Below are 14,140 nucleotides of genomic sequence, written 5' to 3'. Positions count from 1 at the left end.
CAGTGGCGCTGGCCTCCTGCCAATTCCTCATAACCAGAGGAGCTTTAATGCCGTTTCGCCATAGCGAAGGCGCGGCATTATAAGCGCGGGATGATGGCGATGTAATAGCTTTTTAATTGCACTGGTTAGTTAGGTGCTATTACGGCCGCTGCCGGTGTTTCGGGGAACAGCCACGACGAACCGATGAAAAAGCCTTGATACAAAAACACCCGCAGGCTCAATAGCTGGTGGCTTTGGTCGATGCGCACGGTCAGGCCGCCCTCTGCACCTTCGTAGGGAAAACGCACGCGGTGCAGGCCTTTTTTCAGGCGCAGTCGGGCGACCAGGGTTTTGTCCGGCAGGGTGCGCCAGGTGCGCGTGTCAGCCTCTTCGAAAGGGTCGGGATCGGTGACTACCAGCGAAGCCTTGGAAGGATCGCGCTCGTTCTTTTCCGCCTGGCCGATGGCGGCCATGTTGGCGCGGAACATCGCCCGCGAAATGATCTGCGGCATGTCATCGCGCAAGGTACGCATGGCCATGTCGGTGACGCTGTTGATCATCGTCAGTTTCTGCTGTTTACCGTCGACGACGATGTGCGTCAGCGGCGGTGTGAGGGTGTCGGGGAGCATCACCGGAAATGAGATCGGCGCAACAATCGTCAGGTTTTCGTTGAGCCGCACCGGAATCGGCACTTGCACCGAGCTGCGCGCCGGGGCGAAACCGCTCTGCACCACGATCAGAACTTCGCTTTCATCGTCGTCCGGCCCGGGCTTGTCGAGATTGCGCAACGCGCTTTCGAGAAAGGGCACACCCGGACGCAACTCGATCGCCTGACGATAACCCGGCGCCGCGAGCGTGCGTTCGCCCAAGGCTTCATAGGTGAAACCGGCCAGATAATGGCTGAACGCACTTTGGTAACCGTTCTTCAGCTCGATGACCTGTGGGGCGTCGAGGACGGCGACCGGGTAGCCTTGCAGGTCTTTGTAATGCAGTTTGATCCCTTGCTGCTTGGCTTGCTCTTCAGCCTCTTCGTATTGCCGTTCGCGCTGGCGGGCAATCAGGGTTTCACGTTCGTGGGTTTTCTTGATGTCGGCGCGGGCCCCGTCGAAATCGTTGTCTGCCAATTGATTGAGGGCCATCTCGGTGGTCAGCATGACCTTTTCGTAGTCGTAGCCTTCGTAACGCAGAAGCTTGTCATTGACCAGCATCGTGCCCATCTCATTGCCGAAACGGGTCAACAGTTTCATGGGCGCGGAGGGCACGGCGTCTTCACGCTGGATAACCATCTGCTCAGCGGTGCGCCAGGCTTCCTGACTTTTTGGCAGGGCGGTGCCGGCGCTGAGAATCGCGCCTCGCTCCAGGTAATACAGCAGATCCTTGTCTTCCCAGGGATTGTTGACCTTCAGCACGTACAGCGCTTCGTTGAGGTCGCCCTTGGCCATCTGGTTGATGGTTTGCTGCATTTCCTCATCGTAATTGCGGTAAGCGGCGCACCCGCTCAGTTGCACGATGGCGCTGAACAGCAGGAAGAACGGCAGGCAATGGCGCATGGAGGCGGGTTCTTCCTTGAACGGCAAAGGCTGGGAGGTGACGCATTATAGGGGCGGTTGGCGCCCCGAGGTGGTCATCGAATTCAGCGCTGAAACATATCAAACACCGACAAAGCTTGAGGGAAATGGCGCCGGAGTGAACAATATGTAACTCCGTATTTCCCCTTGAGACTTCTTCATGACTGCCTCGTCCCGATTTCTGGCCTGGCTGCTGTTCCCTTTGTTTGCCCTGAGCAGCCTCAATCTGCTGGCCGATACCGTGGAAGGCGCGCCACAAGCGCTGCACCTGCTCGATTACATCAGCGCGGATTACCCGCCGACGGTCGAGGCGGGCACAGTTGTCGATGACGCCGAATACCGCGAGCAGCTGGAATTCACCCAAGCGCTGCAAGGCTTGATCGCCGACATGCCGGCCAAGCCTGAAAAGGCTGCGTTGGAGCAGGGCGTCACCGCGTTGCGTGCGGCCATCACCGCGAAGCAGGACGGCGCTGAAGTCGCCCGTCAGGCGCGGCAACTGGGCGCGAAACTGGCCGTGGCGTATGAAGTCAGTCAGGCGCCGATCATCACCCCGGATCCGAGCCGTGGCGCGCCGTTGTATGCGCAGAACTGCTCGGTGTGCCACGGCGATACCGGCCTCGGCAATGGCCCGGCGGGTGTCGGCATGTCGCCGGCGCCGGCCAATCTGCGTGCGGCGGCGCGGATGGATCACCTGAGTCTGTACGCGATTTACAGCACCCTCGGCCAAGGCGTCGAAGGCACCGACATGCCAGCGTTCGCCGATCAACTCGACGATCGCCAGCGTTGGGATCTGGCCACTTACATTGCCGGCTTCAGCGCCGATGCAGCGGCCGCTCAATCCGAGAAAACCTACAACATCGCCGATCTGGCGCGCCAGACCCCGGCCGAAGTGCAGGGCGCTGAAGGCCCGCAAGCGGCGGCGACTTTCCGTGCGCAGCGAGCGCAACCGCCGCAGGTTAAACGCGGCCCGGCGCAGTTGCTCGACTATACCGCGGCGACGCTGGACAAGAGTCTGGCGGCGTACCGCGCCGGTGAACACGATCAGGCTTACGACCTGTCGGTGGCGGCGTATCTGGAAGGTTTCGAGCTGGTTGAGAGTTCGCTGGATAACGTCGACGCCAACGTACGCAAGGACACTGAAAAATCGCTGATGGCTTACCGTCAGTCGTTGCAGGACGGTTTGCCGGTCGCACAGGCCGAGCAGCGTCTGGACGCGGCCAAGGCCAAACTGAAGGAGTCCGCCGGGTTGCTCGGCAGCGATGGTTTGAGCTGGTCGCTGAGCTACATCTCCGGTTTGCTGATTCTGCTGCGCGAAGGCCTGGAAGCGATTCTGGTACTGGCGGCGATTCTGGCCTTCCTGCGCAACACCGGCCAGCAGTCGGCGGTGCGCAGCGTCAACGTCGGTTGGGGCTTGGCGCTGTTGGCCGGTCTCGGCACCTGGGCGTTGGCGGCGTACGTGATCGATGTCAGCGGTTCGCAGCGTGAATTGCTCGAGGGCGCGACGGCGCTGTTCGCCAGCGTCATGGTCTTGTGGCTGGGCGTGTGGATGCACGATCGTCGCCACGCCGCAGCCTGGCAGGATTACATCAAGAGCAGTCTGGTCGGCGGTGGCGGCCGGTTTGGTTTTGCGATCCTCGCATTCTTCTCGGTGTATCGCGAGTTGTTCGAAGTGATCCTGTTTTACGAAACCCTGTGGTTGCAGGCAGGTCCTGCCGGGCATGACGCGGTACTCGCCGGTGGTGCGACGGCGCTGGTGCTGCTGGTCGGTCTGGCGTGGGTGATCCTGCGCGGTTCGGCGAAACTGCCGCTGACGTTGTTCTTCAGCATCAACGCGGCGCTGCTCTGCGCGCTGTCGGTGGTGTTTGCCGGGCATGGCGTGAAGGCGTTGCAGGAGGCCGGGATCTTCGGTACGCGGCCGGTGGCGTTCTTTGAGTTTGACTGGCTGGGGATTCATGCCGATGCGTATTCGTTGACGGCGCAAGCGGTGGCGATTCTGGCGATTGTTGTGTTGTATGGGCGTAGTTGGGTGGCTGAGAAGAAGCGGATTTCGGCTGCTTGATTGGGTGATCCCTTAAAAGATCGCAGCCTTCGGCAGCTCCTACAGGGGCCGCGCATGTCGCAATATTGCGGCGCGACGCGCACTCTGTAGGAGCTGCCGCAGGCTGCGATCTTTTGCTTTATGAGGTAAACAAAATGCGTGTATGGATCGATGCCGACGCCTGCCCACGGGCGGCGAAGGATCTGGTGGTGAAGTTTGCGCTCAAGCGCCAGTATGAAGTGGTGCTGGTGGCCGGGCAGCCGCAGATCAAGCCGGGACTGGCCATCGTCAAACTGATCGTGGTGCCGAGCGGGCCGGATGCGGCGGATGATTATCTGGTCGAGCACGCGGTGCCGGGCGAGCTGGTGATTTGCAGCGATATCCCGCTGGCCGACCGGCTGGTGAAGAAGGGCGTGGCGGCGCTGGATCCGCGCGGCAAGGAATTCGATGCGCAGAACATGGGCGAGCGATTGGCGGTGCGCAACCTGTTCACCGATCTGCGCGAACAAGGCCAGATGAGCGGCGGCCCGGCACCGTTCGGTGATCGCGAGAAGCAGGCGTTTGCCAATGCGCTGGACCGGATTCTCACGCGCCTGGCGCGCAACACGTAATCACCCAATACCTGTGGGAGCGAGCTTGCTCGCGAAGGCGTTAGATCAGACAACTCTGTGTTGAATGACCCACCGCTTTCGCGAGCAAGCTCGCTCCCACATTAGGTTTTGTGTGCTGCGGGGGATCAAGCGTCGTTTTCGTGGGTCAGTTCGAGCACGCGGTCGACCAGTTTGTTGATCCCCGAAGCCGCTTCACTGATGTTCTGCGCCAGCATATAAGCCGGGGTCGTCACCAGTTTGCGCGCCTTGTCCTCGATAATCTCGGTCACGGCGCAATCTTCATGCGTCGCGCCCATCTTGTTCATCGCCGTGGCGGTGTCGGCGTCATTGCCGATGGTGCAGGTCACGCCCGGGCCGTAGATCTTCGCGGCCAGAGCCGGCGAAATGCACATCAAACCCACCGGTTTACCCGCTTCGGCAAACGCCTCGGCCAGCGCCAGTACTTCAGGCTGCACGCTGCAGCCGGCGCCTTCGACAGCAAAGTTCGACAGGTTCTTTGCCGCACCAAAACCGCCGGGCACGATCAGCGCATCGAAGTCATCGACGTCGGCTTCGCGGATGTCCTTGATGTTGCCACGGGCAATCCGTGCCGACTCGACCAGCACGTTGCGGGTCTCGGGCATTTCTTCGCCGGTCAGGTGGTTGATTACGTGCAATTGCGCGATGTTCGGGGCGAAGCACTGTACCTGCGCGCCGCGTTGATCAAGGCGCAGCAGGGTGATGACGCTTTCATGGATCTCGGCGCCGTCGTACACGCCACTGCCGGACAGGATCACTGCAACTTTTTTGCTCATGGGTTTCTCTCCAGATTCATGGCGCTAAATGTCCACTAAATTGTCGCGCGTTGCCATAGGGTAAACGGGCGGCTACACCTAGGATCTGTTCATACGATTGCGAGCAGGGCGCGTCATGGACTTGATTCTGTATGCGGTGCCGTTTTTCCTCGTGTTGATTGCGCTCGAACTGATCGCCGACCGCTGGCGCGGGGTGAGCAACTATCACCTCGCCGATGCGGTGAACAGCATCAGCACCGGCGTGTTGTCGACCACCACCGGGCTGCTGACCAAAGGCGTCGGGCTGCTGACCTACGCCTTCGCCCTCGAGCATCTGGCGCTGTTCAAACTGCCAGCGAACAGCGTTTGGGTCTGGGTGCTGGCCTTCGTCCTCTACGATTTCTGTTACTACTGGCTGCACCGCATGGGCCATGAACGCAACATCCTCTGGGCCGCGCATTCGGTGCATCACCAGAGCGAGGAGTACAACCTCTCCACCGCGCTGCGCCAGACCAGCACCGGGTTTCTGCTCGGCTGGATTTTCTACCTGCCGATGGCGGTGCTCGGCGTGCCGTTGCTGGTGTTCGTCAGCGTCGCGGCGCTGAACCTGCTCTATCAATTCTGGGTCCACACCCAACACATTCCCAAGCTCGGCTGGTTCGAGTGGTTCTTCGTCACGCCATCCAATCATCGGGCCCACCATGCACAGAACGCTCTCTACATGGATCGCAACTACGGCGGAGTGTTCATTCTTTGGGATCGTCTGTTCGGCACGTTTCAGGAAGAGGACGACAACGAGCCGGTGATTTTCGGCGTGACCACGCCGCTGGCGAGCTGGAATCCGTTGTGGGCCAACCTGCAGTTTTATGCGCAATTGTGGGATGACGCGCGTCGCGCCGAGCGCAACTGGGACAAGCTGCGCATCTGGTTTATGCGCACCGGCTGGCGCCCGGCGGATGTGGCGGCGAAGTACCCGATAAGCAAGCCGGATCTGGCGCAGTTCCGCAAATTCGAGGTGCCGCTCGGGCGTCGCCAGCAATGCTACGTGGCGCTGCAGTTTTGCGTGTACATCGCGCTGGGCAGTTATCTGATGAATCTGGAGCGCAGTCTGCCGACCGCCGCGCTGTTGCTTGGTTGGGGCGCGGTGACGTTCGGGGTGTTTGCGTTAGGCGTGAGCCTGGAGAATCGCCCGTGGGCATTGAAGGTCGAGCTGTTGCGGCTGGGGTTGAACGTGCCGCTGGTGTGGCTGGCGCCGCTGGTTGGATTGTGGCCGGCCAGCCCGATGATCTGGGCTGGTTTGCTCGGGTACAGCCTGCTCAGCGGCATCGGGCTGTATAGCTGCCGTCAGCGCGTTACTCGACTGGCGGTTTAGGTTCGGCGGACTTGGCTGGCTCGGCGAGTTGCAGTTGCTCAGCCTTGGCAGCTTGTTCAGCTTTTGCAATTTGCTCGTCTTCGTAGATCTTCTTCGCCAGACGCGCATTCTTGAAGCGGCGGCGCAGCCACAGGCCAACACCGAGCACCAGCAAGGCGCCAAGCACCCACAGCTCGTATTTCTTGATGCTGCCGAGCATGCCTTCCAGCACCGCGCCGAAGTGGTAAGCCGCAGCGGCCAGCGCCGTGGCCCAGATCGCCGCGCCAATGCCGTTCAGCAGCAGGTAGCGTCCCGGCGGATAACCCGACAGGCCGATCGCCACCGGCATCACCGTGCGCAAGCCATAAACGAAGCGGAAGCTCAGCACCCAGATGTCCGGGTGCCTGCGAATGTGTTCCAGCGCGCGGTCACCCATCATCTGCCAGCGCGGTTTGCGCGCGAGCAATTTGCGCCCGTGCTTGCGCCCCATGAAGTACCACAGCTGATCGCCGGCATAGCTGCCGAAGAACGCCACGACCACCACCAGGTTGATGTCCATGTATCCACGGAACGCGAGGAAGCCCGCGAGCACCAGGATGGTTTCGCCTTCGAAGAACGTGCCAAGAAACAAGGCAAAGTAGCCGAAGTCATGCAGAAATTGTTGGAGCATTGTCTGGGTGCTGGCGAAATGAACGCGCAGCCTAACCCTTCGGACACATTCATGAAAGTGTCCAAATGTGTCTCGACGTGAACAATTCCTACAATAAGAATGGAATCCGGCTACGTGCCACAGGCCTCACACAACTGTAATCTGTTCGTCATAATGGCCGTCTATAACTGTCACGCTCGCCCGTTTGCGCGGGCTCAGGAGTCCGCCGTGAGCTTTACCCCTGCCAACCGTCTGTTCCCCGCCACTCGCTTGCGTCGCAACCGCCGCGATGATTTTTCGCGTCGGCTGGTACGGGAAAATGTGCTGACGGTTGATGATCTGATCCTGCCGGTGTTCGTGCTCGACGGTGAGAACCGTCGCGAAGCCGTGGCCTCAATGCCCGGCGTAGAGCGCCTGAGCATCGACCTGCTGCTGGAAGAAGCCACCAAGTGGGTCGACCTGGGGATTCCGGCGCTGGCGCTGTTTCCGGTCACGCCTCCTGAATTGAAATCCCTCGACGCTGCTGAAGCGTGGAACCCTGAAGGCATCGCCCAGCGCGCCACTCGCGCCTTGCGTGAGCGCTTTCCGGAACTCGGCGTGATCACCGATGTGGCGCTCGACCCGTTCACCACCCACGGTCAGGACGGCATTCTCGACGAAGAAGGCTACGTGCAGAACGACATCACCGTCGACGCACTGGTGCGTCAGGCGTTGTCCCATGCCGAAGCTGGCGCACAGGTGGTGGCGCCGTCGGACATGATGGACGGTCGCATTCAGGCGATTCGCGAAGCGCTGGAAATTGCTGGCCACGTCAATGTGCGGATCATGGCCTACTCGGCCAAGTACGCCAGCGCCTACTACGGCCCGTTCCGCGATGCCGTGGGTTCAGCGTCGAACCTCGGCAAAGCCAACAAAGCCTCTTATCAGATGGATCCGGCCAACAGCGACGAAGCGCTGCACGAAGTCGGTGCGGACTTGTCTGAAGGCGCGGACATGGTCATGGTCAAACCGGGCATGCCGTATCTGGACATTCTTTTCCGGGTAAAAGATGCCTTCAAAGTGCCGACCTTCGTCTATCAGGTTAGTGGCGAATACGCCATGCACATGGCGGCGATCCAGAATGGCTGGTTGAGTGAGGCGGTGATTCTCGAATCACTGACCGCCTTTAAACGTGCCGGTGCAGATGGCATCCTGACTTACTTTGCTGTCCGTGCCGCTCAATTGTTACGAGAGCAGAAATAGCCCTCCCAGGAACATTCAATGAATACCGAAGGACTCACTGAAGTTGCAGTAAAAGAAGCTCAGCCGGTGGTGGAGCAAATCACCGAGACCCCGCCGGAACTGGAGCCAGCGCCACCCGCGCCGGTGGCCGAAACCGCTGTGGCGGTGCCGGCGATCACCATTCCGGGTCTGGATGACAGCAGCCTGTACATCCACCGCGAGCTCTCGCAACTGCAGTTCAATATCCGCGTGCTGGAACAGGCGCTGGACGAGTCCTATCCGCTGCTGGAGCGTTTGAAGTTCCTGCTGATCTTCTCCAGCAACCTCGACGAATTCTTTGAAATCCGTGTCGCCGGCCTGAAGAAGCAAATCACCTTCGCCCGTGAGCAGGCCGGCGCCGATGGCCTGCAACCGCATCAAGCGCTGGCCCGCATCAGCGAGCTGGTGCACGGTCATGTTGACCGTCAGTACGCGATCCTCAACGACATTCTGTTGCCGGAGCTGGAAAAGCATCAGGTGCGCTTCATCCGTCGCCGCAACTGGACGGTCAAGCTCAAGACCTGGGTGCGCCGCTATTTCCGTGACGAGATCGCGCCGATCATCACCCCGATCGGCCTCGACCCGACGCACCCGTTCCCGTTGCTGGTGAACAAGAGCCTCAACTTCATCGTCGAGCTGGAAGGCATCGACGCCTTTGGTCGCGATTCCGGTCTGGCGATCATCCCGGCACCGCGTTTGCTGCCGCGGATCATCAAGGTGCCGGAAGAAGTCGGCGGCCCGGGCGACAACTATGTGTTCCTGTCGTCGATGATCCACGCCCACGCCGATGACCTGTTCCAGGGCATGAAGGTTAAGGGTTGCTACCAGTTCCGTCTGACCCGAAACGCTGACCTGGCACTCGACTCCGAAGACGTAGAAGACCTGGCCCGCGCGCTGCGTGGCGAGTTGTTCTCGCGTCGTTACGGCGATGCGGTGCGTCTGGAAGTCGCTGACACCTGCCCGAAACACCTCTCGGACTACCTGCTCAAGCAGTTCAACCTGAGCGAGAGCGAGCTGTATCAGGTCAACGGCCCGGTCAACCTGACTCGACTGTTCAGCATCACCGGTCTGGACAGTCATCCAGAGCTGCAATACACGCCGTTCACCCCGCAGATCCCGAAACTGCTGCAGAACAGCGAAAACATTTTCAGCGTGGTCAGCAAGCAGGACATCCTCTTGCTGCACCCGTTCGAGTCGTTCACCCCGGTGGTCGACCTGCTGCGCCAAGCCGCGAAAGACCCGCACGTTCTCGCTGTGCGCCAGACCCTATACCGCTCCGGCGCCAACTCCGAGATCGTCGATGCGCTGGTGGACGCCGCGCGTAACGGCAAGGAAGTCACGGCGGTCATCGAGTTGCGTGCGCGCTTCGACGAAGAGTCCAACCTGCAACTGGCCAGCCGTCTGCAAGCGGCCGGCGCGGTGGTGATCTACGGCGTGGTCGGTTTCAAGACCCACGCCAAGATGATGCTGATCCTGCGTCGCGAGGCCGGCGAAATTGTGCGTTACGCGCACCTCGGCACCGGCAACTACCACGCCGGCAACGCCAAGCTGTACACCGACTACAGCCTGCTGACTTCCGACGACGCCTTGTGCGAAGACGTCGGCAAACTGTTCAGCCAGTTGATCGGCATGGGTAAAACCCTGCGCATGAAGAAGCTGCTGCATGCGCCGTTCACACTGAAGAAGGGCATGCTCGACATGATTGCCCGCGAGACCCAGTTCGCCGTCGAAGGCAAACCGGCGCACATCATCGCCAAGTTCAACTCGCTGACCGATCCGAAGATCATCCGCGCGCTGTACAAGGCCAGCCAGTCCGGTGTGCGCATCGATCTGGTGGTGCGCGGCATGTGCTGCCTGCGTCCGGGCATCGCCGGGGTTTCGCACAACATCCATGTGCGCTCGATCATCGGTCGCTTCCTGGAGCACACGCGGGTGTTCTACTTCCTCAACGGCGGCGACGAGCAAATGTTCCTCTCCAGCGCCGACTGGATGGAGCGCAACCTCGACAAACGCGTCGAGACTTGCTTCCCGGTGGAAGGCAAGAAGCTGCTGACCCGCGTGAAGAAAGAGCTGGAGCTGTATTTGACTGACAACACCCATAGCTGGAGTTTGCAGTCGGATGGCCGTTACATCCGCAACACGCCGACCGGGAACCAGAACCCGAGGAGTGCGCAGGCGACGTTGCTGGAGCGGTTGGGTAGCCCGATTTTGCCGGTGAGCAGCTAGGGCCAAAGGCAAGAGCCCCTCACCCTAGCCCTCTCCCGGAGGGAGAGGGGACTGACCGAGGTGTCTCGCGCTATACACCGACCTGGCATATCGAGTCGAACTCAGATTTTGAAAAGCACGAAGATCGGCCCCCTCTCCCTCGGGAGAGGGCTGGGGTGAGGGGCATCGATCTCACGCACACCACTAAATCCCAGTCGAACACCCAATAAAAAAGGCGATCCAGAAGGATCGCCTTTTTTATGCCCAATCGAGACTCAGTGGACGGTGAGGACGATGCCCACTCGCGTCAGCCAATCGGCTTCGAGGCCAAAATCTGCCTGAGTCAGCTGATTTTCATCCAGCCAGTTCTCCGGGAATTCCACGTCCAGGGTGTCGCCTTTGGCATGCAACACCACCTGCGGCATCGCCTGTGTGCCACGGATGTGGTGGAACAGAATCGCAAAACGCAGCAGCACGCACAGGCGAATCAGCTTGGCGCCGTCGTCACCGAAGTCGGCGAATTTGTCTTTGGGAATGTTACGGCGATGGCCGCGCACCAGCAGGGCGAGCATCTGTTGGTCTTCGCGGGAGAAACCGGCGAGGTCCGAGTGCTCAATCAAATAAGCGCCGTGCTTGTGGTAGTGATAGTGCGCGATGTCGAGACCGACTTCGTGCACTTTCGCCGCCCAGCCCAGCAGTTCGCGCCAAATGCCGTCGTCCAGCTGCCAGTCCACCGCGACCTGATCAAACGCGTGCAGGGCTTTGCGTTCAACCCGTGCCGCTTGTTCGACATCAACGTGATAGCGCTCCATCAGCGAAGTGAGGGTGCGTTCGCGCACGTCTTCGTGATGATGGCGACCGAGCAGGTCATACAGCACGCCTTCACGCAGCGCGCCTTCACAGTGATCCATGCGTTGCAGTTCAAGCGCATCAAAAATTGCTTCGAGAATCGCCAGACCCGCCGGGAAAATCGCCCGACGATCCGGCTTGATGCCTTCAAAATCGATCTTGTCGGCATCGCCGAGTTTGAACAGGCGACGCTTGAGCCAGGCCAGCCCTTCAGCATTCACTTCGCCGGTGCCATGCCCGCCAGCCTTCAACGCGAGGCCGATGGCGCGGATGGTGCCGGAGGAGCCGATGGCTTCATCCCAGGTCAGGCGATGCAGGGCGTGTTCGATGCTCATGATCTCCAGCCGCGCCGCCGTGTATGCCTGGGCGTAACGGGCCGGGGTGATCTTGCCGTCCTTGAAATAGCGTTGGGTGAAGCTGACGCAGCCCATTTGCAGGCTTTCGCGCAGCAGCGGTTCGAAGCGTTGGCCGATGATGAACTCGGTACTGCCGCCGCCGATGTCGGCGACCAGACGTTTGCCCGGGGTGTCGGCGAGGGTGTGCGACACACCGAGGTAAATGAGGCGGGCTTCTTCACGGCCGGAGATGACTTCCACCGGATGACCGAGGATTTCTTCGGCGCGGTGGATGAATTCCAGGCGGTTGCGCGCTTCACGCAAGGCGTTGGTGCCGACGATACGCACGGCGCCGAGCGGCATACCGTTGATCAGTTGGGCAAAACGCTTGAGGCAATCGAGGCCGCGCTGCATCGATTCTTCGTTGAGCATGCGCTCATCGTCGATGCCGGCGGCCAGTTGCACCTTCTCGCCGAGGCGCTCAAGGATGCGGATTTCGCCGTTCTGGGCCTTGGCCACGACCATGTGAAAGCTGTTGGAGCCCAGGTCGATTGCGGCGATCAGGGACAAATTCTTGGCTTTGGATTGCGGCATGGTCAGGGGGTCTCGGTCGATAACCTCGACATCGTGCCACGATCAACGGCTGCCGCCAACGCACAGAGATCAAGGTTGATGCTGTAGATGGCCGATCGGATGCTGATTCGGGAATAGTGATTGCTGGGTTAGTTGATACAAAGAGTGACTTTATAAGCGGAATGTTTTCCTACGGCATATAAAGCTTTTTGCCTAGGCACTGCAGAACTTTTTCGGCAAGTGGTAATAACCTCTTCCTTCGCCATGTAAGTGCAATTTCCTACTGGCTTTGACACCGTGTCTTCTTCTTATTCGTAGGCAATGTCCTCAGACTGTGTAAGTCGGGTATGAGTGCTGGCCATTGCCTGCTCGTACTCTTTTTACAGGGATGAAGGCTTCAAATGTATTGAAGTCAATAAATGTCGGGTAGACAAACTATGAAAACAATAAGTGCTTTAATGGCGGCTGCAGTGATTGCCAGCGTTTCAATCAATGCTCAGGCGGCTATTGATCTACGGGTCAAGGGCACGATCGTGCCGGCCAGTTGTGTGCCGTTTCTGCAGGGCGGCGGCGTTGTCGATTACGGCAATATCGCGGCTGAAGATTTGAACCAGACTTCCTACACCGTGCTAGAGAAGAAGGAGCTCGTCTTCAACATCAACTGCCGGTCGCACACCAAGGTTGGGCTGAAGGCGCAGGACGGCAAAGGATTCAGTCAGGTTGCAGGCATTCTCGCCGCCACCATCGGCGCCGACTACACCGATAACTACAACTACGGTCTGGGTGCCACAGCGGATGGTGAGAATATTGGTGGTTACGCCGTTAACCTCAAGCCGGGCAGTTTCAACGCCTCCGGTACGCCAGTCAAAGTCATTACCTCGCTGGACAAAGGCACCAGCTGGATCGAAACAGCTACCGGTGCGGTCGGGCAAAACGACAATCTGGGGTCGTGGTCGCGCACCATCGGATTGATCGTCCCGGTCTCGTTCGTCACCCTCAGCGGTGTGATGGAAGTACAGGCGGTCATCAACAAAGCGTCAGAACTAACCATCAATAATGTTGTGCCTCTGGATGGTTTGGCCACTTTTGAACTCAGTTATCTCTGATTGCTTTTGATGTGTTTGGCATGTTGCTCCCTCAGAGTGACATGTCGCACATGTTGTTACTTTTTAACTGACTGATTGCAAGTTTCTTGTCGCGAAGTTTATTTGCTCGTGAGGGTTTGGTGTGGCTGAAATAATGTTTTCAATAAGAACAGTGTCCGTTGCCTTCATTATGTTGTTGTTTGTTGCAATTACTTCGGTGCGCGCCGACGGCATGGTGCCGGAAACGACCGTGGTCATTCTTAATGAAGAGGACGGTGAAACCACCATCAATATAAAAAATACCGATGCGACGCCAGCCTTGTTGTACTCATCGATCGAGAACCTCCCGGAAGATCCCGAGTTTCTCGCGCTGGTAACCCCGCCAATCACCCGGGTAGAAGCCTCGGACAAACAATTGGTGCGGGTGATCGGGCAGTTCTCCGAACCGCTGAAAACCCAGCGCCTCAAACGCATCATTTTCGAAGGCGTACCGCCGAGAAAACCCGCAGACACGGCATCCGTCGGCGTGACGATCCGGCAGAACCTGCCGCTGATCATTCATCCGCGGGGCCTGGCGAAAAATCCCACGCCGTGGACGCTGCTTGAGTGGTCGCTAGTGGGCGACGTCCTGCAAGTGCGCAATGAAAGCCCCTACGTCGTACGGCTATCCCAAGAGGTCGTGCTGACCCCGCAGAATCACGTCGCGGATATCGGTCGAACCTACGTGCTGCCGGGCGAAGTCCTGCAGCGCAAGGTTGATAAACAGCCGCAATCGGCCACGGGAGTCACGTTTTACCCGGCAACGGTTTATGGCTTTACCGTCGACAGCTACGACGCTCGCCTCAATGTCCAAGGGCCTTGAAG

The 14,140-nt window shown here is 59.5% G+C and carries 11 protein-coding genes; 7 read left to right on the top strand and 4 right to left on the bottom strand.

Annotated elements, in window-relative coordinates; genetic code table 11:
* Positions 1-125: 125 nt before the first annotated feature.
* Positions 126-1,529 carry a COG3014 family protein gene (locus AD669_RS26200; RefSeq protein ID WP_053124933.1) on the bottom strand — a complete coding sequence of 468 codons (1,404 nt, stop codon included), beginning with the start codon at positions 1,527-1,529 and terminating at the stop codon, positions 126-128.
* Positions 1,530-1,707: 178 nt separating this feature from the next.
* Between AD669_RS26200 and AD669_RS26195 the strand changes: the two genes are divergently transcribed.
* Both AD669_RS26195 and AD669_RS26190 read left to right on the top strand, forming a co-directional pair.
* Complete coding sequence (locus tag AD669_RS26195; protein WP_053124931.1) at positions 1,708-3,606, top strand: FTR1 family protein; 1,899 nt, start codon at positions 1,708-1,710, stop codon at positions 3,604-3,606.
* 134 nt (positions 3,607-3,740) lie between these two features.
* Positions 3,741-4,196, top strand: coding sequence for a YaiI/YqxD family protein (locus tag AD669_RS26190; protein WP_053124929.1), 456 nt, complete (start codon positions 3,741-3,743; stop codon positions 4,194-4,196).
* Positions 4,197-4,321: 125 nt separating this feature from the next.
* On the opposite strand, the gene elbB is transcribed toward AD669_RS26190, so the two are convergent.
* Positions 4,322-4,990, bottom strand: coding sequence for an isoprenoid biosynthesis glyoxalase ElbB (gene elbB, locus AD669_RS26185; RefSeq protein WP_008084520.1), 669 nt, complete (start codon positions 4,988-4,990; stop codon positions 4,322-4,324).
* A 115-nt stretch (positions 4,991-5,105) separates the two neighbouring features.
* Between elbB and AD669_RS26180 the strand changes: the two genes are divergently transcribed.
* Entirely contained in the window at positions 5,106-6,341 is a 1,236-nt protein-coding gene (locus AD669_RS26180) for a sterol desaturase family protein (RefSeq protein ID WP_053124928.1), read from the top strand.
* On the opposite strand, the gene AD669_RS26175 is transcribed toward AD669_RS26180, so the two are convergent.
* On the bottom strand, positions 6,322-6,990 hold the full coding sequence (locus tag AD669_RS26175) for a DedA family protein (protein WP_053124926.1): 669 nt from the start codon (positions 6,988-6,990) through the stop codon (positions 6,322-6,324). The two genes, AD669_RS26180 and AD669_RS26175, sit on opposite strands and share 20 nt — an antisense overlap.
* Positions 6,991-7,197: 207 nt before the next feature.
* Here AD669_RS26175 and hemB point away from each other — a divergent pair, with 207 nt between their 5' ends.
* A complete protein-coding gene (gene hemB, locus AD669_RS26170; protein ID WP_053124924.1) occupies positions 7,198-8,211 on the top strand; it encodes a porphobilinogen synthase in 1,014 nt (337 codons plus the stop codon).
* Between the two features lie 18 nt (positions 8,212-8,229).
* Positions 8,230-10,455 carry a polyphosphate kinase 1 gene (gene ppk1 / locus AD669_RS26165; protein WP_053124923.1) on the top strand — a complete coding sequence of 742 codons (2,226 nt, stop codon included), beginning with the start codon at positions 8,230-8,232 and terminating at the stop codon, positions 10,453-10,455.
* Positions 10,456-10,709: 254 nt separating this feature from the next.
* Here ppk1 and ppx read toward each other — a convergent pair whose 3' ends face one another.
* The gene (ppx, locus tag AD669_RS26160; RefSeq protein WP_053124921.1) at positions 10,710-12,212 is read right to left on the bottom strand and encodes an exopolyphosphatase; all 1,503 of its coding nucleotides are present in this window, start codon (positions 12,210-12,212) and stop codon (positions 10,710-10,712) included.
* Between the two features lie 416 nt (positions 12,213-12,628).
* On the opposite strand from ppx, the gene AD669_RS26155 reads away from it, so the two are divergent.
* Both AD669_RS26155 and AD669_RS26150 read left to right on the top strand, forming a co-directional pair.
* A complete protein-coding gene (locus AD669_RS26155) occupies positions 12,629-13,297 on the top strand; it encodes a DUF1120 domain-containing protein (RefSeq protein ID WP_172680171.1) in 669 nt (222 codons plus the stop codon).
* Positions 13,298-13,430: 133 nt separating this feature from the next.
* A complete protein-coding gene (locus tag AD669_RS26150; RefSeq protein WP_082341496.1) occupies positions 13,431-14,138 on the top strand; it encodes a fimbria/pilus chaperone family protein in 708 nt (235 codons plus the stop codon).
* Positions 14,139-14,140 lie beyond the last annotated feature (2 nt).

Source organism: Pseudomonas sp. P1.31, assembly GCF_001269815.1.
GTDB classification, from domain to species: domain Bacteria; phylum Pseudomonadota; class Gammaproteobacteria; order Pseudomonadales; family Pseudomonadaceae; genus Aquipseudomonas; species Aquipseudomonas rustica.
Note: the sequence above shows the minus strand (reverse complement) of the source record. Positions and strands in the feature narration are given on the sequence as shown.